We start from the raw sequence: 19,346 nt of genomic DNA, 5'->3' as shown, positions 1-19,346 counted from the left end.
GCCATCCGCTATGGGTGAAAGCCTATCCACCTGGACGCCCTCGTGCAACGGCTCCGTCCGTGTCGAGCTGAGCGGCCAGCGTACTACCAGCGACAGCGGCGCTCTGCTGCTGCGTGAAGCCCTCGACAACAGCGGCGTGATCGAGGCCCTCGACGACAACCTGGTCGATCGACGACACCCACTGCGTATCCGTCATTCGCTGGCCAGCCAGCTACGCACCGTGGTCATGCAGCGGGCGATGGGCTGGATCGACCTGAGCGACACTGACACGTTGCGCCGTGATCCGCTCTGGCAGTTGGCTTGCAGCGATGCACGTGGCATGACGCCCCTGGCCCAAGAGCGGCCGTCTCAAGCCACGCTGTCGCGGTTGCTGACCTGTCTCGGGCGCAACGACAACATCGATACCGTGCACGAAGGCCTGCTGCGGCTGGTGCTCTGGCGCCTGACCTCGCTGAAGAACGGTGAGCGTCCCAAGCAGCTGACGCTGGACATCGACGGCCTGCCGATCGAGGTCCACGGCCACCAGGGTGGTTCGGCCTATCATGGCCTGTACGGGGCCCGCATCTACTCGCCGCTGGTCGCCTCACTGGCCGAGACCGGTGACATGGTGGGCGGCCTGTTGCGCGAGGGTAACGCTGGCCCCGCCGAGAACGCCGATACCTGGATCCCGCACCTGGTCAGGCGGCTCAACGAGAGCACCGGAGCCCAGGTTCGGGTGCGCATCGACGCCGGCTTCACCGACAACGACACGCTGGAGGCCCTGGAAGAGCGCGACATCGAGTACCTGGGCCGGCTGCGCAGCCACACGGGTCTGCAGAAGTTGGCAGCGCCGCACCTGAAGCGGCCACGAGGCCGGCCGCCCGAGCAGCCTCGGGAGTGGTGCCACGACCTTGAGTACCAAGCCGGTTCCTGGCCGGCGCCACGGCGCGTGGTGTTGGTGGTGCAGGAACGCCCCGATGATCTGCTGCTGCATGCCTTCTTCCTGGTCACCAACCTCGGCAAGTTCGACTGGCCGCCGGAGAAGGTTCTGGCGCTCTACCGCAAACGCGGCAGCGCCGAGGCGCACATGGGCGAAGTGAAGTCAGCGCTCGACGTGCACCTTTCGTCGACCGATCGCGGCGCCTCCACCATCCAGGACGTGATGGCCCGCAACGAGGTGAGCCTGCTGCTGAGTCTCTACGCCTATCAGGTGCTACATGGCCTGCGCTGCCTGCTGGAGCGGCAGACCCGGCAAGGCTGGAGCCTGAGCCGGATGCGCGAGCAGGTGCTGAAGGTGGCTGCCACGCTGATGCTGCACGCTCGGCGCATCACGGTTCACCTCGGCGCCGCCGCCGACAAGTGGTGGCCGACGCTGCTGAAGGGACTGCCGAAGTTGACCGCACTGAGCTGACGCTCCTGCGAGACCACTGCAGCACCTGGACTCAAGCGACCGCAGCGGCGGCCGGCGGTCACCGCTGCTTTGCCGGTCGCCATTGATTACCAAGAGCTATAAGAGAGCTGTAATAAGACGCTTTTGGGCATTATTTGGCGGCCACTCGCGTCGAAGATAGCGATCCTGATGAGCAATGCCGCCAACCAGTACCTTCAGGCCGCCCGACCAGGGCCCTCGTGAATGAGGCGGGTTCACAGGACCTAGCGATTCCAGAGGGATCTACTGCAGGCTACCCAATGCCATTGGCGGCTATTGAGAATGATTACCAAATACAATAAGGCGCGCTAACAGTTTCAACAAAAAATTTGACTTTTCGCGGATATTTGTTCGCTGCAACATTCCCACAGGCGCACGACGCCACCGAGGGCTCTGGCGTGGGATCTCGCAAGGGAGAGGTAAATCAGCGCTGGATGAGCGGGGCGTCGTCCGCCTGTGGGCGCACTCTGGGGCTGAGGCCCATGGCGCATTGCTTGGGCGTGATGCCGGTATGGCTGCGGAACATCCGGCTGAAGTGGCTGAGATGAGCAAAACCCACCGCAGCAGCGGTGTCGGTCACTGATGCGCCGCGCCGCAGCATAGTGATGGCGGCATCGATGCGGATGCGAATCAGGCAAGCATGAACGGAGGTGCCAAACATGGCCTGGAATCCTGTTTGCAGGCGGTTTTCATTGATCCCGACGGCGCGCGCCAGGGATGATACCTTCCAGTCGTCGCTATAGGAGGCCTCCAGCATGGCGCGGGCTTCGATCAGGCGACTACGGTCACTAGGAACCGGTAGGGCAACTTCCCGGTGCGTCATGTTCTCGTGCAGAAAGCAGGCAATGGCTTCCAGTGCCTTGGCGCGCATGAATAGATCCCGGGCAATGCAGGTGCCGTCATAGCCGCAGCCCAGGCCGAGCAGATCGCAACCCACCCGCTGCAAAGCGCTGGACGCTGGCATCACACCCAGGAAAGCATCGACATGGCTCTGGTCACCATTGGCGGTAAAGACCCGTCGGCGCAGATCATCCATCCGCAGACCGGTCAGTCTGGCCATGGAGTCCTGCGGCAGGTGAATGCAGACCATACGAAACGCGCTGTCGGATAGGCCGTCGAGCACATCCCAACCTGCAGTGTGCTCGCCGGTGGCCATGAGAATGGCCGAGCCCGCGCGGGCGTCGATCACCGATCCGTCATCAATGGCGGCCTGCATTCGACCTTCGAGCAGGATATTGATACTGAATGCGGGTGGTCCTTCTGCACGGAAAGCCCATTTGCTGCCGGGCCGCCCGTTAATGCAATTAATGCACAGGCCTTCGCAAGGCTGGTAGCTGCGCATGATGCGACTCCAGCTTTCATCTATGCCTGAAAGGCCATCTGCTTCCAGCTTACCCGGGTCCAGACTTGAACTGTCTGGCAGCGCATTTTGCGTCCTCACGATAAATATTTCCTGAAAACATCAAATTTTTAATGGAAACCGATAGCGCCACCTGCATATGGCCGTAATGATACTCATTCTAACTATATATGCAGATTTTTGTCGAATACGCAAGATCAGCACTGGCAATTGGGTTTTACCCGCACATTGCCGGATTTTTATCCAGGCCCCGGACCTTGAACATTTATGCCAAGTTTTACCCATGCTTTTCCACGCTTACGAGCGTGGCAGGTTTTGCCGGCAATCGCCGGCATCTACATCAGCCAGACCATCATCACCGCATTGACCACCCAGGCACTGCCCTCGCTGTTGCGCGATGCCGGAGCCTCCCTGCAGGTGGCCGGACTGACCGCCTTACTGTGGATACCCTGGGGCATTCGGTTCATGTGGGCGCCAACGGTGGAGCGCTGGCGTCTGCCTGCCGGGCAGCTGCAACGTCGCTCGCGCACGCTGATCATCGCCGGCCAAGTGCTGATAGCGGCCATCTTGCTGGGTTTAGGGCTGATTGCGCTGAGCGGGCACTTGTCACTTGCAGGGCATGCCGGATGGATTCTGGCTGGATTACTGGTGGCGGCCATGGTGGCAGCAACCACCGACGTTGCCAGTGATGCCTTTACTGTTGAACAGCTCGCCAGTCAGCAGCGCGGCTGGGGCAACGTTGCGCAGGTGGGCGGCAGCTATGTGGGGGCGATGCTTGGCGCGGGCGGTGTTCTGCTGGTGGCCGGAACGGTTGGCTGGCCGCAGGCGTTGATGGCGGCGGCGCTGGCGATTGTGCTGTTGAGCCTGCCGATGTTGTTGCTGCGCGAACCACCGCGCAGCGAAGCGCTGGCGATCAGTCATCGTCCTAGCCTGATGCATGCGCTACGCCGTCCGGAAATCCGCAATGGTTTGCTGTTATTGCTGCTTTCCAGTGTTGGCATTCGCCTGACGCTGGGAATGTTTGGCCCTTTCATGCTTGATCGGGGCATGACGCTGGAGCAACTCGGCTGGATGTTCGGTTCCTTGCATATCGGTGCCGGCTTGAGTGGTGCGGTTCTCGGCGGCTTGCTGGTGCGTTTCGCGCCAGGCTGGCGCGCCGTGTGGATCGGCGTGGCTTTGAAGGGCTGCGTGCTGGCCGCCTTGACCCTGGCGGCTCCGGTGGCATCCCTGCCGGTGCTGATCGTACTGGTCGGCTCAATGTTCGCCGTCGTGGGCTTGCTGTGGGTGGCGTTGTATTCGGCGCTCATGGGACTCACCTCGCCACTGCAGGCGGGGGTGGACTTCACTCTGTTCCAGAGCGCCGATGCATTGCTGGCCATGGCTGGCGGTGTAAGTGGCGGTTGGCTGGCACAGCATTTGGGCTACGAGGTGTGTTTTGGGCTGGCCGCCGCGTCGACGGTGATTGCTGTATGGGTGATCAGGCGTAAGGCTCCCGGCCTGGAGGACCTAGAGCCGGGGCAGGCACAGTATGCGTAAGGTAGATCGGGTGGATACCCCCGGCGTCTGGTCCATCATGCGGCCGGTGCAGGGCCAGATCCGCTTTGCGATGGTGCTTGCTGGGCTGGCTACGGCGGCTACGCTGGGCACTTTGTGTGCGCTGGCCTGGGCCGTGCATGAACTACTGCAGCAACCAGGGCAGTGGCCTTTGCCTCCCCTGCTGTTGGCAGTGGTGCTGACGGTGCTGGCTTATGTGCTGCGGCTTGCCGGGTTCAAGCAATCGCATTACGCGGCGTTCCGTCTGGAAACGCGCCTGCGCACCGATCTGGCCGAGCACCTGGCGCGGTTGCCCCTGGGCTATTTGCATCAGACCGGCTCGGGTGCTCTGGCCAAGGTGATGATGGATGATGTGAAGGCGCTGCACATTTTTGTCGCCGATAGCACGCCACTGTACGCCCGTGCCTATGTGGCGCCGGTACTGACCTTTGCGCTGCTATGGGTGCTGGACTGGCGTCTCGCTTTGACGACTGCGGTGGTACTGGCAGTAGGCATCGGCCTCGCTTCGTTGGCCATGCGCACCAATGCGGATATGACCCAACGCTATCACCTGGCAAGCGAAAATGTCAGCAAAGCGGTGGTGGAATACGTGCAGGCCATGCCAGTGGTGCGCACCTTCGATACCGGCACCAGTACCTTTCGCCGTTACCAGGATGCGCTCAATGCCTTCGTCGACGTGACGCTGCACTGGTATCGCATTGCGGGACTTTCCTCACGTCTGGCACAGATTCTCGTCAGCCCGCTGCCGGTGCTGGTGTGGCTGGGTGCGTGGCTGGTTAGTCGCGATGCGATGACAGCCACTACTTGGCTGACGGTGCTACTGGTGGGCACCGGACTGGCCGAATCGCTACTTCCGCTGATGTCGCTCAAGCATCTGGTGGCCAAGACCCAGATGAGTATCCACCGTATCCACGAGGTGCTGGCCGAGCCGGACCTGCCCATACCGAATATGGCCCAGGCAAGGGTTCCGGGCGATGCCAGTGTGCGCTTCGAGCATGTGGATTTCCGCTACAGCGAGGACGGGACTCTGGTACTGCAGGACATCAGCTTCGAGGTGCCACAGGGCAGTGTGACCGCGTTGGTCGGCCCCTCTGGTGCGGGCAAGACGACCGTCGCACGGCTTATCCCCCGCTTCTGGGATGTGAGTGCAGGCAGCATCCAGGTGGGTGGCGTGGATGTACGAGAGATGCTGCCGGAGATATTGATGCAGCAAGTGGCCTTCGTGTTCCAGGACACCTTCCTGTTTGCCGACACGATCGCCAACAACATTCGGCTCGGGCTGACGGGAGCGACCATGGATCAGGTGGTGGACGCGGCCCGGGCGGCTCAGGTGCACGATTTCATCATGACGCTACCCCTTGGCTACGACACACCGGTCGGTGAGCGCGGCGTCTTCCTTTCCGGTGGTCAACGGCAACGCATCACCATTGCTCGCGCCATTTTGCAGGATCGCCCCATTCTGGTGCTGGACGAGGCTACCGCCTTTGCCGATCCCGAGAACGAGGCGGCGCTGGTGGCGGCGCTCTCACACCTGATGCGTGGCAAGACGGTGCTGATGGTAGCGCACCGGCTGTCGACCATCCGCGATGCGGATCAGATTCTGGTGTTTGACAAGGGCACGTTGCAGGAGCAAGGCCGACACGAGCAGTTGGTGGCGCAGAACGGTGTGTACGCGCGGCTGTGGCGCAACTATGAACAAGCACAAGACTGGGCATTAGCTGGAGGACGAGCATGAGCGCCCCACAACACATCGCGCAAGCCGCGTCGCACATTACCCCGCTGCGCGAGACCTGGCGTCTATTGATGCAAGCGGCGCGCAGTCGAGCGCCACAACTGCGCGCCAGTCTGATCGGGCTATGCGTGGCTGCAGCCGTGCAGGGGCTGGCTCTGGCTTGCCTGATGCCCTTGTTCCAGGCGCTGATACCGAATCCCGAATGGTCTGCGGCATTTCCGTGGCTGCTGACAATGATGGGGCTGATGCTGGCCACTGCTGTCATTCGCTGGTGGGCGCAGGGATTCGACTACCGCGGCGACATGGTGCGCAATACCCATGAATTGCGTAGTGAACTGGGCGAGCAGTTGCGCCGCATTCCGTTGGAGATGCTGCAGGACAAGCGTGCCGGCGGTGTCAATGCGACGCTGTTGGGCAATGTGGACGAAACCCTGAGCTATACGTTGACGGTAGCCAACATGATGGCTACCGCCCTGGTCACACCGATTGCAGTGGCTCTGGCAGCGCTGTGGTTCGACTGGCGTCTGGGGTTGCTCCTGCTGCTGGTATTTCCTCTACTGATTCCGCTGTATCGCTGGCGGCGTCCCGCCTACGGTCGTGGCATGCGCATGCTGGTCGAGGCCAACGAACGGGCCAGCGCTGACATTCTGGAATACACCCAGGGCTTGCCGGTATTGCGTGCCGCCTGCTGCGTAGGTGAACGGGCCGAGCGGCTGCAAGCCAGCGTCAAGCATCTGGAAGTAATCCAGACCATCGGTGAAAAAAAGGGCGCCAAGCCAAATCTCATTCTTGCCACGGTGATGGAACTGGCAATTCTTTCTGTGGTGTTCGTCGGCACCCTGTTCGTGGTGCAAGGCACGCTGGACGTGGCCATTCTGGCTGCGCTGCTAGTGATCGTCGTACGCTTCGGAGAACCGCTGGCCACCTTCGTCCTCTATGCCAAGATCATTGACCTGATTGAGTCAGCGCTGGGGAAAATCAATGCCATGCTGCGTATCAAACCGTTGCAGCAGCAAGTTCCCATCCAGACTCCACAATCCTATGAAGTGCGTTTCGAGGACGTCGGGTTCAGCTACGCCAGGGCCGGTGAAGCCACGCTGAGCGAGCTGAATGCCCAGTTGCCCGTCCACAGTCTGACTGCGCTGGTTGGACCGTCCGGTTCGGGCAAGACCACGGTGACGCGCCTGCTGATGCGCCACGCCGATCCGCAGACGGGACGTATCACCATCGGTGGTGTCGACGTGCGCGCCATCGCGCCTGAACAGCTCAACGCACTGATCTCGGTGGTGTTCCAGGACGTATACCTGTTCGACGACACCATTCTCGCCAATATCCGCATGGCCCGCCCCGATGCCAGCAATGAGGAAGTGGAGCGCGCCGCCCGCGCCGCGCATTGTCATGACTTCATCTCTCGCCTGCCCGCTGGCTACGCCACCCGCGTAGGTGATATCGGTGGACGGCTGTCCGGGGGCGAGCGCCAGCGCATCAGCATCGCCCGCGCCATTCTCAAGAACGCGCCCATCGTGATCCTGGACGAACCTACCGCCGCACTGGATACCGAAAGCGAGGTGGCCGTGCAAGCGGCGATCGATGCCCTGGTGCGCGACCGCACCGTGATCGTCATTGCCCATCGCCTGTCCACCATCGCCGCAGCAGACCAGATCCTGGTGATCGACGGCGGTCGGATGGTCGAGTCGGGCCAGCATGCCGAGCTGTTGGCGAGCAATGGGCGCTACGCCTGTATGTGGCAGGCCCAGCAGAGTGCCAAAAACTGGCATGCCGGGATGGCCCGATGTCCTGACGAAGAGGCGTTCGTATCATGAGAAAAGCGATCAAGCCATCGTACCTTGAGGCCAGAAACCGCCTGGACGCGATAGGTTTAAAGCCAACGCTGGCGCGCATCACCGTGTTGCAAGTTCTGCTCGAGGCTCCTGAGCACTGGAGCAATGCGCGGGATGTGTACAAGGATCTGACCCAGCGTGGCGAAGTCATCAGTCTATCCAGCGTTTATCGCACCGTTAGCGAAATGCTGTCCTTCGGGCTGCTGCTGGTGCAAACAGATCTGGATGGCAAGCGCTACTACCGCATGAATATCAGTGAGCATTCGTCCTTGCATTGGGTGCACTACAAGGACGCCGAACAGCCGTTGCCATTCTTTGATGAAACCCTGCGCGAACGGCTCGCCGAAGTCTTGTTCAGCGCGGGGTTATCGCTCGATGACACGCCCATCACGGTCCATGTCGCGTCGTCCCAGCTGGATATTCCCACCCCTTCCTGTCGCGAGCATCGGCGCACACCGTCGAGCGCTGAGCATTTTTCTATCGGAGATAACCCCATGCCCCCCTTCAGGCTTCGCCTACTCAGCTATGCATTGATTTCCCTCACTGCTGTGGGATGTCTGGGTGCTGCTCATGCACAAGACTCTCTACAGAACGAAGACGATGTTTACGCCCTTACCCCCGTCGTGGTGTCGGGCAGCAAGCGTAACGAAACTCTGGAGCGGTTCAATGGTGCCGTCAGCGTGGCTGATCGATTTGTTCTGGAAGACGCGCAGGTGGAGTCCACCTTGGAGTTGGACCGCGTTTTCCCCGAACTGTATATGTCGCACAGCGCGACCTTCCTCTTTCCGATCATTACACTGCGCGGTGTGACATCGGCGCAGGATTTCTATAACCCGGCACTGACGGTCTATGTGGACGGCGTGCCTCAGTTGCCGATCTTTGCCGCACAGTCGCTGCTGGGCGTTGAGCAGGTGGAGTTGCTCAAGGGGCCGCAAGGCACGTTGTATGGTAAGAGCGCGCAGGGCGGTGTGCTCAACATCGTTACGCACAAACCTAATAACACACCGGAGTTCGTTGCCCGCGGCGGTGTTTCCAGCCGCGGTGGCTATCAGTTGCAGGCTGAAGGCTCGGGGCCATTGGTGCAGGATCTATTGTATGGCTCTGTCTCCTTGCTCACCAATGACGTCAATGGTGATGTGCGCAGTGATGTCATCGGCAGCAACCGCCTGGGCGGCGTGCGTTCGCGCGCCGGCAACGCCAAGCTGAGACTGGCGCCAACCGGCAGCCCTTGGGAACTGGGGCTATCCGCAGGGCGCGACTGCGCAACGGGAGATCAGGAGGTATATACCCTTTATGATGATTACAAGTCCCGCAGGGCTTATGTGCTGCCGGACCTGCCGCACGCCTATCGGGATTTCTATCAGCGACGCTGCGCCAACAGTTTTTCTGCCACCGGGCAATATGATTTCGATATCTGGCGTCTGAGCGTTATTGCCAGCAGCCAGCGAGCTGACACAACACGCCGCTGGCCATTGGACGCCTACTTCCCGCAGTTTGCCGAGGACTGGAAGCAGAACACCCAGGAAGTGCGCATAGCAACGCGCAGGGCCGAGGACGGTGAGCAGCAGCCTCGCGCCTGGGATGCCGTGTTCGGCCTGTATCGGCAAGAAGTGGATCTATCCAGGGGGTATCAGTTTGATATGGTACTGCCCAGCTTCTACCGCGTGGTGGACTCAAACTCAAGCAATCGTAGTGAATCGCTGGCGGGTTATGGTGACGTAACCTGGCATCTGACGTCCAAGCTGGATCTCACCACAGGGCTGCGCTTCTCCCGCGATGAAGCCAGAACCAGCTTTCAAGGCGACCAGATGGGCACTGCTTTTCAGGGCAGAGCTTCGGGCAGCCAGAATACCTGGCTCGGCCATATTGCCGCAGGCTATCAGTTCGCCCCGCAATGGCGCGGCTATGTCAATGTGGCTCAGGGTTACAAGCCGTTGGGCTATAACCTCGCGCCATCGAACGTGGAGGATGCCAAAGGCTATGGCCGCGAGCGCTCGATCAGCTATGAGGCAGGAGTGCGCTATACGGGCCGGGACGTGCGTGCCAGCATGGCCCTCTATCGTGTGGACAGCAAGGACGTCCAGCTCTACGGCGACGGCGACTTCGGTTACCAGACGTTGAAGAATGTCGGTGATACCCGTTCCCTGGGCGTGGAATTCAATACCGAATGGGATGTCTCCCGGCAATTGACGCTGAGTGCCGGCGGCTTCATCAATGACGCCACCTTCCGCCGTTTCGAGGATTCCAGCACCTGCACCGGCTGCAAGGACAACGACGTACCCATGGCGCCCCGGTATGGTCTGACCCTGTCGGCCAAGGGCAATGTGCCGGTGGGCCAGACGATCCTGCGACCACAACTGACAGTGCGCCGCACCGGAGCGCATTACTTCGACAGCGCCAATACATTGCGTCAGAGCGCCTACACCCTGGTCGATGCGGGGCTGGCCTGGAGTCCGACCAGCAACCTGGAATTGATGCTCTATGCGCATAACCTGACTGACAAGGCGTATCGCTCTTATGGGTTTTCGTACGGGGCGACGGGAAACTTCGCGCAGGTGGCACCGGGCAGGACCGTCGGGCTGACGGCCACTTATGCCTATTGAGCGGGCTACAGTATCTATCGCCGCTCGTGGAGAGCGGCGATCCCTTGCCATCAATATGTCGGAGCTGTGACCCAAAGAATAGAAATGTTTTTATTAAATTGGTAAGCAAACAATGGATATGGAACGGGCAGTTAATGTCTCCAAGCTTGATTTAAATGGTCAACCATTACTGAAGAGCGCCATGCAATCGTTGGAGTTTGGTCGTGAGGTCGATATCGTCCATTCACAAGCTGGCTTGAAATCCAGCTTGGAGCCGAAGGAACGCCGAACACGAATCACTGCCTGTAGGTTGATAACTTGGATTGGTCAGCTGCTTTTGGGCATCGCGCTCTTTTCAGCGGGTGTTGCCCTGATGATTCCCTTGTTTCTATGGGCCATGGCGCAGCCCTTGGTTTGAGAGCTCCAAGCTGCTGCGCTACCACTTGCTTGTATTTGATGCTTCAGATTGAGGCAGTAATAAACCACCAAACCGAGCTATAGGAGCGGTATGCCATGCATGAGAGAACGATCAATCTCCCCACACTGGGAGGTAACGGAACTGCATCGTCACATCAATGGCAACCACTACGCTGCGAGCTTGAATCATGAGTCCGTCGAAAATGGCGCTTATGACGTCAAAACAACACGCTGTGCGGCGTTCAGAGGTTTTCAACATGAAGCCACTGATGGTTGCCTATATGGCCTGCACCATGGCGATGATGGCATTCGTGTCGCTGCTCGGGCCGATCGCGCGATCCCTGCAACTTTCCGCATGGCAAGCCGGTGCTGTGGTCACTGTGGGAGGTGTTCTTTGGATGCTGTTTTCGCGGCCTTGGGGTGTGTTGAGTGACCGTCGCGGACGGCGAACTGTGCTACTGAGCGGAGTTGGTGGGTTCATGCTGTCCTACTGGGCGATGTGCGCTTTACTTGTCGTAGCACTACAAGTATTGCCCGCTGCCAGTCTCGTGTTCGCAGGGCTGCTTATTACACGCGGGGCGATCGGGGCCTTCTATGCCGCTATCCCGGCGACCGGCCAGGCGCTGGTCGCCGATCACATGGCGCCGGAGCAACGTGCTGGGGCCATGGCTTCGCTCGGAGCCGCCAATGCGATTGGCCTGGTCATGGGCCCAGCATTGGCGGCTGGGCTGGCCCGATACGGTTTGGGCTTGCCGCTGTATGCTACGGCAGTACTTCCCCTGCTGGCCTTCGGCATCCTGTGGCGACAGCTGCCCCGCAACGAGCAACTCGTCGGGTCATCATCAGAAGCGCTCGGCTTGGGGGATGCACGGCTGCGCATGCCGATGATCGTGGCCTTTGTCGCGATGTTCAGCGTTGCAATCGGCCAGATCACAGTGGGTTTCTTTGCCATCGATCGTTTGGGGCTGGAGCCGGGCCCGGCTGTGCGCGCTGCCGGAATGGCGTTGACGCTGGTTGGTATTGGTCTAATTGCCGCACAACTGGTGGTGCGTCGGTTGCACTGGGCGCCACAACGGCTGATCCGTGTCGGCGCTCTGGTTAGCGCCGTTGGCTTCGGTGCCGTTGCCTTGGCAACAACACAGTGGATGTTGATGGGCTGCTTTTTCGTCGCAGCAGCCGGGATGGGCTGGGTATTCCCGGCTTTCTCGGCACTGGCCGCCAACGCTGTGCAGGCACATGAACAAGGTGCCGCTGCTGGTTCTGTTGGTGCAGCCCAAGGCTTGGGCATCGTGCTGGGGCCACTGATTGGTACTTTGCTCTACGAAGTTGGACCCGGTGTCCCTTACATGCTGGTGGGTGTGCTGCTGGCATTGGTGGCGTTATTGAGGACGTTCAATTCTCCGGCCCAAAGGCCGCGTCCTTCGAAAACGCCACTGTAGGCATTGATCAACCACCAAACCGGTGAAAAACCTGCGAGCGGGTGATAGCCGGATTACTCAGTCCGAGGAAATACCGATGGCAAAAGATGACGCAGATAAAGCGGTTGGCACTAGCTTGGCCCAAAGAGGTCTTGGGCTTCTGGAGCAGGCATGGGCTTCTCAATGGGCATTACGGCTAGCCTGTGCCGTGTTGTTCCTGGATATGGCCATGATGCTCCGTGTCGGCCGAGGGTTGTGGCAGTGGTCCGCTGGCGATATGGAATTGCTGCGCGATGTGGGCTGGCTTTCGCTCGTTGTTGTCGCCTTCAGCCTGTCTGTTGCCATTGTGCTCCCGGTTGTTCTTTTTGTGCTGCGTCCGTTGGCGATCTACATCTGGTACGGGCTCGTATCGCTACTCCCCTGGCTATTTAGACCTGACGTTCGACTTTATCAGCGTGGGATCGGATATGTGCCAGCTCAGGCCTTACGAGATGCAGCTTTGCGTGAAAAAGATCCGTTTTTGTTCCGCTTATATGAGGAGTACGAACAAACGAAAGAAGCTGGTAGAGTTTTCCTTGTATTAATGATCTTCTGGTTTTTTATTTAGTACCGTTTCAACGCTAGCGTGCTTGTACTCGTAATCAGCATTGTCTAGCACATCGCGTACAACTTCGGCGGCTAGGCGTTTTAGGCTTTCTGTTGCTTCACTGCGGGCAATTTCTTCATAACGCTTAACCACCCCCTGCGGAACGATCCCCATTTTGGTATCAATCCACTTGATCTCTTCCCGCTCATTTGTGTGCCAGCCAATACGATTCTCTGACCACTGAATATGGCCGTGGAAGTGGCCGCAACGTGCCTGTGAACCATCATCACTCCAAACAACACGCCCAGCGCGAAGCTCTTGTTGGTTCTCTGGTGAAATGCAGTGCTGTAGCTTTGCCATTGCGGATTTCCTTGATTGGTTACTATGGGCTTAGTATGAAATATATTTCCCATTCCGTCAAGAAATATATTTCACTCATTCGACGCCATTGGCAGACCTCTAGCCGCATCATCGTAATATCGCGGACGGTCAGTATCAGCGATAATTTGCATGACGCGCCGCTTGGTCATTCCCCAGCGTTCACTAAGCATTTGCGGCGTCCATCCCCTGCTTTTCAACTCTGAACGAAACGCCTCTGGCGTCATTGGCACCAGTTGATTAACTGCCACATTCAATCCTCTTTGCTCGGAAATATGTTTCATACTAACGCCAGTTCAAATGCACGTCTAATGGTTTGTTGATCTACTGAAAGGTAGGGCTTTGTGTGGTCTAGCTCTTGGTGCCCTAAAACAGCCTGTACTGTTTCAACGTCCCGTGTCGCTGCCAGCACCCTTGCAGCAAGCGTTCTACGCCCGCTGTGACTCGATCCTAGCTTTATGCCAGCCTGTCGGTAGAGCCTTGAGATTGTTTGCTGTAGAGCGTCACAGGCGCGATATTCTTTTACGCCGGTGTCTAATACACGGCGCTTAATGGCTAACTCAAAAGAGCGGCCTTTGTGCGTCAACACCAGCTTTGAGTGAGGTAGAAAGCCCCTGTAAGTCCCATCTGACGATACACCCCAGCCACGGGCGCGACGCTCGGCTAGCCAAGCATCTATCGCGGCGGTGCATTTGGCGTTCGTTAAATGGATATTGCGCGCCCTGCATCCTTTAGTGATAGCTGCACGCAAATAAACTTCCTCACGAATAGCGCCGCTTTGATGCAAAACGTCATCTATGCGGAGTAGCGCTAATTCAGTGACCCTAATCCCCGTGGTGTGCGTTATCCATAAAAGCATTTGGTCACGCTGGGGCATACGTCCAGTTACACCAGCTACACGAATGAGGTGGCGAAACTGGCCTTGCCGAAGTGATGTTGCTTGGCGTTTGGTGGTGGTCATAAAGCCTCTCTGTCAGGATTCGCGGGGAATCGTTATTCATCCTGAGAGAGTCAACGTGAAGTCTCCTAACAAGCCTAGCACTGGCAATCACGCTTGTTCACGGAAAATGGGATAGCCGGTTCGTCGCAGCATTTAATGAACCGTCGCAACAATTACTGAAAATGACAGCTGGGGCGACAACAGCCAGGGCCAGCTTGGCGATGGCACTACGACACCGCAGCTCGGGCCAAAGAAGGTCAGTGGTTTTAATCGGGTGGATGACGTGTTGGTGGCAAGCCGAACAACCTGCGTGCTGTTTCAAGGCAATTCGGATTATATCTGTATTGGAGCGGCGCTTGGTGGCGGCGTGGGTGGTATAGATGGCATTAATCGCAATATGACCAAGTTCAGCGGCCATTTTAACGATACTTATAATCACTGGTGCGTCACTAATAACAACGGGTTGCAGTGCAATGGCCAGAACGGCTACGGCCAGCTAGGCGATGGCACCAATACAAGCCGTAGCAGTCTTGTCACCGTCGAAGGCAGCCAATAACCGACACGCAAAGCGCTCGATAGAAAAAGGCCGGTGCTCGCAAGCACCGGCCTTTTCAATTCACAAATAAGGCGACTTCCCTTACCACGCCGGTAGCGTCGCGTTATCGTCGGCATCGCGTCGAATATCGTCAACATCCAGCCCGTTAAAGCGCTGCTCCGTTCGCTCACGCACAGCGGCACGATTACCTTCATGATTAAACGGGTTTTTCTCGTTCATCATGGCTTCGTTTTCGTCCGTATCCATGCCCGCCATCATATCGACGTTGGGCGTAATGTCGTGCGCATCCAGCATACCAATCCATTCACTCAGGTCGATATTCTCCCAATCCAGATTGGCAAACTCCTGCACACTAAAACCATTACATTGCGGGTTTTCCGCAGAACCAAACGTCGGCTGGGCTTGCTCATTGATAATTCGCGCCAACGGCGAGGAATAGCAGCAGTAAGACTGACGTTCCGTAAGACACAGCCCCAGCGCTGTCTCAGAGCTGCAATACGAGCCAACGTACACACACGTCTTCATATCGCGTTGAGCCGCCAGTTTGAAATCATCTTCCGTGCATTCCCAGATGATCTGTATGGCGAGCATGGTCATGGTGTACACCGTGTACGCCGTTGTCAGCAGGCTAAGCGCCTGCGCCCCGCTGGCCCCCAGCATTTGCTCGGAGAACGTCGCCTGCGCTCCTTCTGCCGATAAACCAGCTCCCGCTCCGCCTGGTGCCAGGCCAGTGCCGGAGGCCGCCCCGATATCCCCAGCGAGCTTACTGACCCCTTCTTTAACAAAGGACACCGCATCGTCGTAGAACTGCGTTACGGGTTCAGTGACAGGGTTGACCGACCCCATGACACCTTCCGCCGCATTGATGACAGGCTCTTTGACGGCCTCAAAGGTATTCATCACCGGATCGCGCAAGGACGTATAGGAGCCTTTTACAGCGCCGGATACGCCACCCCCTTCCATGCTGGTAATCGCCGCATCCAGACGGGGCATGGCGGTTACAGCCCCCAGATAATCACCCAGATTGATGTCAGCAGGCTGGTCACAGCAGTCATGGCCGTGAATGCTTGCGCCGATGGGGCGGCGACATTGATACTCATCGCCCTGGAACACATGGCAGTTTACATCCATTTCTCCCGTGGGAACCCCGTTCTCATCGACGCCGGTACAACTCATATCCGTGGCCATCTGTTCAACGGCCTGAAGCATACTGGCGGCCTCGGCAAACTCAGCCGTGGTGGAAGACTCCTGATCAATATCCACACAATCCTCACCGGCGCAGTTCAGCATTCCTTCGCAGTCGTACACCTCCCTGACAGTCGAGTTCGCTACTGATCCCACTTCCCCGCATTCATAGATGTCGCTCTCCACATAGCAGAAGCCTTCATGGCCTGCCGCCCCTTCTACACAGCGCGTTTCGATAAATTGGCATTGCGGATCAGCTTCTAAATCGCCGCAAGTGTTGTAGGTCAATTCCGCTGATTCAATGTCTTCATTCTCGTACTGCTGCGTATTGCCATAGATATCCTGGTAGGCGTCGCTTTCCCCGAGCCACATTTCGGCATTACCGTCGGTAGCCGTGTTGTATTCCGCGTGACCGTCCCAGCAATAACGCCCCTGGCCATCCGATACCGCCGGTGACACTGTATGGGGGGACTGATAGGGGTCGTCAGGATACATATAATCAAGTACAGCCAGATCATCCGGCCCTATCGTTCGCGTTCCCCAAGGCGAGCTGATCGACCGGCTGCCCCCTTCGGTACATGTCCATTCAGCAGACGTGAAATCATCGGACTCGACAATGCAGTACGAAATATCCTCATCGGATGGAAAATGCTCAAACGTCTGGGCCATATAAAGCCCATCGTACTCAACAGAAAATGACAACTCAGGCGGCGTGGGGGTTAGACAGGTACTATAGGAGCGCGAGCAGGTGTCCCCACTCAGGCTCCAGCCGTCGACGGTGTAGCCACCATGACCAGGTACATCATCAGATAAGTGCGAACAAGTGTAGTGACGATCTTCAATTTTGGGTGTTGTCGTATACACCGGATTGCCGTCCTCATCCGTTCCTGTCTGCTGACGGCAGGTATCGCCATAAGAACTGTAGTCCTCGGGGCAGTAGTATGAACTATGGGTATATTCGGCACTGGCGGATTCAGGATAGGTGTCGCGTTCTCCCTGAGCGTTGATCGTGGTCGTCCAGTCGTTGTCACGGGTGGGCCAGCCAACAATGGACACGGTATTACCGTAATTGCGTGTCACATCTGTCAGGCTGACATTAGCCTCGATGGTCGTGGCCGCATTCGGTGGCTGATAGGTATAGGTACGGTTATCAAAACACCCTTCAGAGAAGCTATTGCCACCGGATTCGTCCAGAATTTCCACCTCACGCTCCATATCGCATGAATCGAGCGTCAGGACGTTGTGACACGAACGCACGTCACTGAGCGTATAGTCAATGTCGTCGCCGGTATGCTCCACTACATACTCCGGTTCACACTCCGCAAAGGCTTCCGGCAAGATGTCCGGTAGATCACAGTCGAAACCGCCCTGACCGCCGCCGCATTCATAGGTATGGCGCTGTATATTGCAGCTGGCGTCGTCGTCATCACTGCCTGCCGAGACACATTCGGTACTGATCAGCGAGCATTCACGTCCTTCCAGAGCCTCCTGGCAAGCCGGTGCGCCTGCGGTGTCAGGCGGTGTATCAGGGGCAGATACCTTCACCGCTTCGCACAGGGGCGATACGCCTGGAAATTGAGCCTCAGCGCCGAAATGATGGTCACACACCTCGACACTTCCGGCGACGGTGCAGCCGTTTTCGTTCAGCTCCGGCATACGCGTACACTGGACGTTCATACTGCTGTCACTGGCCTGTTCCGCACATAAACTCGATGACCAGCCTTCGGACTCAATCACCAGCGACGGGTCGTACTCGATGCGCACGCGGGCGTAGGCTTCCCCCAGCCCACCTACAGCATTGATCATGTGAAAATTCACCACGTCATTTTGCAGCTGACTGGTGACATTGGTGCCTGGATACAGGGTATGCGATGAGCTGCGTTCACAGCTTGCCGAATCATTGAACCATCCGCTATTCCATCCATGCGGCGACTGCCAGATCAAATTGTCCGTGTAGTTATAGCCCCCGCCAGAAAAATCAGTCACTTCACCGGAATTGGCGGCGTCCGCCGTATCCAGATGGATGCGCAGATGATCGTCATACTCAATTTCCGCCAGCGTCGCGCTGGTGACAGCTTCAGGATAGAGAATACGAAACGACACGTCGTTGCGATAAATCGCACAGTTCTGCCCCTGATCATCCCGATAGTTATCACCCTGCTGACCAATCCAAACGTCCACACACCCCTCCCCGCAAGTAGCGATGTTGTGTGGGCCGCTTATGTGTTCAATCAAGCCTGCACTATACGCGTGTGTGGCGTCACAGCTCGTTCCACGACTGGCCCCCTGGTCACAGATCAGCTGCTCGGTGGCCCCGCCCCCACCACTGGCACAAAGCGCAGCGGCCTGATCAGGGTTTTCCATGGCATTCAGCAAGTCATCGGCACTGTTAAACACGGGATCACCGCTTAAATCCGGTGCTTGCCGATGGGCCTGTTCTTCCGCACTGAGAAACGCACCGGCTTCCGGTGAGCGGTCGTCGCTGCTTTCTGAACGGTAGGCATTGGCCGTGTTACGCCCCAATGTGGCCGCTGCATCTTCGGAGTTGCCCGCACTTTCCAGTGCGTCAGGATCAGGAAAAGCCCCCTCAAAGTTGGCATTGTCACTTTCATCGACAAAAAACTCATCCGGCGACAGTTCCTCGCCGTCACTTTTAAACTCCCTGGCCCAGTCGCCCAAGTCCTGACCGTAGCGGCTGCTCTGCTCAAAGGTAAGATCATCATCGACACCAGGAGCATCGGGAATAGCCTGAGCCGTCACGATCAGGGGTTGCAGCACCATCAGGAGTGACAGCCCGATAGCAACCGTTTTTCTAATAGGTGGCGTCATCACAATATTAGCTCCCTTACAGGTTTCGGCAGCAATCTTTCCAGCGCCAGATCATGTACACCGGATCGGCTTTACCTGGGACAAAACGGCCTGCGCCCCAGCGAATCGGTGACTCACCAAACGCATGGGATTCCGACGTTTCAGGGTTGTAGTAGAAGGTGTTGAATTTGTACTGGCTTTTCGGAATCATCGGCTCGGTTGTGGCACCACAGACGGCTTCACTGCCCATTGTCCGTTTCGCCAGGCCACGCCGATGCAGCGTTGCCAGTACGCGGGCTTTCTGAAGACTGGTGTTCTCGATGGTATTGCCTGTGGTGGTACTACCGCTGAATGGGTACATGCTGCCCCAGGAGCCTGCACACCAGAACATAGAGTCGATAGGGTTGCCTGCGGTTGACGACACAGCATCGGCGCTACAGGCCATCTGTGCGGGCAAATTCGCCACCGCTGCGGATTCGGGGTAAGTAAACGAGCCCAGGGTGTCACTGCTGTCCCATAAACATTAATAAATGAAAAAGCCTGGATCCAAGTGAGTAAAATGAGAGTGCGACCAAACACTC

15 protein-coding genes are annotated in these 19,346 nt (G+C 58.0%); 9 read left to right on the top strand and 6 right to left on the bottom strand.

The window, feature by feature from the left end; genetic code table 11:
* The first annotated feature begins 10 nt into the window (after positions 1 to 10).
* Entirely contained in the window at positions 11 to 1,390 is a 1,380-nt protein-coding gene (locus INT33_RS14900) for an IS1380 family transposase (RefSeq protein ID WP_226938610.1), read from the top strand.
* Between the two features lie 442 nt (positions 1,391 to 1,832).
* Here INT33_RS14900 and INT33_RS14895 read toward each other — a convergent pair whose 3' ends face one another.
* Complete coding sequence (locus INT33_RS14895; RefSeq protein WP_193092292.1) at positions 1,833 to 2,750, bottom strand: helix-turn-helix transcriptional regulator; 918 nt, start codon at positions 2,748 to 2,750, stop codon at positions 1,833 to 1,835.
* A 285-nt stretch (positions 2,751 to 3,035) separates the two neighbouring features.
* On the opposite strand from INT33_RS14895, the gene INT33_RS14890 reads away from it, so the two are divergent.
* From INT33_RS14890 to INT33_RS14860, 7 genes are all read left to right on the top strand, one after another.
* Positions 3,036 to 4,304 (top strand): MFS transporter, encoded by a 1,269-nt coding sequence (locus tag INT33_RS14890; RefSeq protein WP_193073485.1) that lies wholly within the window; start codon positions 3,036 to 3,038, stop codon positions 4,302 to 4,304.
* Complete coding sequence (locus tag INT33_RS14885; protein ID WP_226940218.1) at positions 4,297 to 6,057, top strand: ABC transporter ATP-binding protein; 1,761 nt, start codon at positions 4,297 to 4,299, stop codon at positions 6,055 to 6,057. The genes INT33_RS14890 and INT33_RS14885 overlap by 8 nt, the downstream gene beginning before the upstream one ends.
* Positions 6,054 to 7,877 carry an ABC transporter ATP-binding protein gene (locus INT33_RS14880; protein WP_193073484.1) on the top strand — a complete coding sequence of 608 codons (1,824 nt, stop codon included), beginning with the start codon at positions 6,054 to 6,056 and terminating at the stop codon, positions 7,875 to 7,877. Before INT33_RS14885 ends, INT33_RS14880 begins: the two co-directional genes overlap by 4 nt.
* A complete protein-coding gene (locus INT33_RS14875; protein WP_193092291.1) occupies positions 7,874 to 10,498 on the top strand; it encodes a TonB-dependent receptor domain-containing protein in 2,625 nt (874 codons plus the stop codon). Before INT33_RS14880 ends, INT33_RS14875 begins: the two co-directional genes overlap by 4 nt.
* Positions 10,499 to 10,610: 112 nt before the next feature.
* Positions 10,611 to 10,895 carry a hypothetical protein gene (locus INT33_RS14870; protein ID WP_193073482.1) on the top strand — a complete coding sequence of 95 codons (285 nt, stop codon included), beginning with the start codon at positions 10,611 to 10,613 and terminating at the stop codon, positions 10,893 to 10,895.
* Positions 10,896 to 11,082: 187 nt separating this feature from the next.
* On the top strand, positions 11,083 to 12,333 hold the full coding sequence (locus tag INT33_RS14865) for an MFS transporter (protein ID WP_319643935.1): 1,251 nt from the start codon (positions 11,083 to 11,085) through the stop codon (positions 12,331 to 12,333).
* A gap of 76 nt (positions 12,334 to 12,409) precedes the next feature.
* Positions 12,410 to 12,919: a hypothetical protein gene (locus tag INT33_RS14860; RefSeq protein ID WP_193092290.1), complete on the top strand. Its 510-nt coding sequence runs from the start codon at positions 12,410 to 12,412 to the stop codon at positions 12,917 to 12,919.
* Here the strand turns inward: INT33_RS14860 and INT33_RS14855 are convergent.
* From INT33_RS14855 to INT33_RS14845, 3 genes are all read right to left on the bottom strand, one after another.
* Positions 12,893 to 13,258 carry a hypothetical protein gene (locus INT33_RS14855; protein WP_193092289.1) on the bottom strand — a complete coding sequence of 122 codons (366 nt, stop codon included), beginning with the start codon at positions 13,256 to 13,258 and terminating at the stop codon, positions 12,893 to 12,895. The genes INT33_RS14860 and INT33_RS14855 overlap by 27 nt on opposite strands.
* A gap of 71 nt (positions 13,259 to 13,329) precedes the next feature.
* Positions 13,330 to 13,560, bottom strand: a complete 231-nt coding sequence (locus INT33_RS14850; RefSeq protein WP_193092299.1) for a hypothetical protein — start codon at positions 13,558 to 13,560, stop codon at positions 13,330 to 13,332.
* Entirely contained in the window at positions 13,557 to 14,237 is a 681-nt protein-coding gene (locus tag INT33_RS14845) for a site-specific integrase (RefSeq protein WP_193092288.1), read from the bottom strand. Before INT33_RS14845 ends, INT33_RS14850 begins: the two co-directional genes overlap by 4 nt.
* 151 nt (positions 14,238 to 14,388) lie before the next feature.
* Between INT33_RS14845 and INT33_RS14840 the strand changes: the two genes are divergently transcribed.
* Positions 14,389 to 14,772 carry an RCC1 domain-containing protein gene (locus INT33_RS14840; RefSeq protein WP_193085871.1) on the top strand — a complete coding sequence of 128 codons (384 nt, stop codon included), beginning with the start codon at positions 14,389 to 14,391 and terminating at the stop codon, positions 14,770 to 14,772.
* 81 nt (positions 14,773 to 14,853) lie between these two features.
* On the opposite strand, the gene traN is transcribed toward INT33_RS14840, so the two are convergent.
* Together traN and INT33_RS14830 are read right to left on the bottom strand one after the other, a co-directional pair.
* Positions 14,854 to 18,786, bottom strand: coding sequence for a conjugal transfer protein TraN (gene traN / locus INT33_RS14835; RefSeq protein ID WP_193092287.1), 3,933 nt, complete (start codon positions 18,784 to 18,786; stop codon positions 14,854 to 14,856).
* A gap of 16 nt (positions 18,787 to 18,802) precedes the next feature.
* Entirely contained in the window at positions 18,803 to 19,264 is a 462-nt protein-coding gene (locus INT33_RS14830; protein WP_226940221.1) for a TraU family protein, read from the bottom strand.
* Positions 19,265 to 19,346 lie beyond the last annotated feature (82 nt).

Origin of the sequence: Halomonas colorata (assembly GCF_014897985.1) — a bacterium.
Classification (GTDB): domain Bacteria; phylum Pseudomonadota; class Gammaproteobacteria; order Pseudomonadales; family Halomonadaceae; genus Vreelandella; species Vreelandella colorata.
Note: the sequence above shows the minus strand (reverse complement) of the source record. Positions and strands in the feature narration are given on the sequence as shown.

Coding starts and splice junctions, on each gene's coding strand:
- INT33_RS14890 (WP_193073485.1), top strand. CDS start 3,036: ATGCCAAGTTTTACCCATGCTTTTCCACGCTTACGAGCGTGGCAGGTT.
- traN (WP_193092287.1), bottom strand. CDS start 18,786: ATGACGCCACCTATTAGAAAAACGGTTGCTATCGGGCTGTCACTCCTG.
- INT33_RS14855 (WP_193092289.1), bottom strand. CDS start 13,258: ATGGCAAAGCTACAGCACTGCATTTCACCAGAGAACCAACAAGAGCTT.
- INT33_RS14885 (WP_226940218.1), top strand. CDS start 4,297: ATGCGTAAGGTAGATCGGGTGGATACCCCCGGCGTCTGGTCCATCATG.
- INT33_RS14895 (WP_193092292.1), bottom strand. CDS start 2,750: ATGCGCAGCTACCAGCCTTGCGAAGGCCTGTGCATTAATTGCATTAAC.
- INT33_RS14900 (WP_226938610.1), top strand. CDS start 11: ATGGGTGAAAGCCTATCCACCTGGACGCCCTCGTGCAACGGCTCCGTC.
- INT33_RS14870 (WP_193073482.1), top strand. CDS start 10,611: ATGGATATGGAACGGGCAGTTAATGTCTCCAAGCTTGATTTAAATGGT.
- INT33_RS14865 (WP_319643935.1), top strand. CDS start 11,083: ATGAGTCCGTCGAAAATGGCGCTTATGACGTCAAAACAACACGCTGTG.
- INT33_RS14850 (WP_193092299.1), bottom strand. CDS start 13,560: ATGAAACATATTTCCGAGCAAAGAGGATTGAATGTGGCAGTTAATCAA.
- INT33_RS14860 (WP_193092290.1), top strand. CDS start 12,410: ATGGCAAAAGATGACGCAGATAAAGCGGTTGGCACTAGCTTGGCCCAA.
- INT33_RS14875 (WP_193092291.1), top strand. CDS start 7,874: ATGAGAAAAGCGATCAAGCCATCGTACCTTGAGGCCAGAAACCGCCTG.
- INT33_RS14880 (WP_193073484.1), top strand. CDS start 6,054: ATGAGCGCCCCACAACACATCGCGCAAGCCGCGTCGCACATTACCCCG.
- INT33_RS14845 (WP_193092288.1), bottom strand. CDS start 14,237: ATGACCACCACCAAACGCCAAGCAACATCACTTCGGCAAGGCCAGTTT.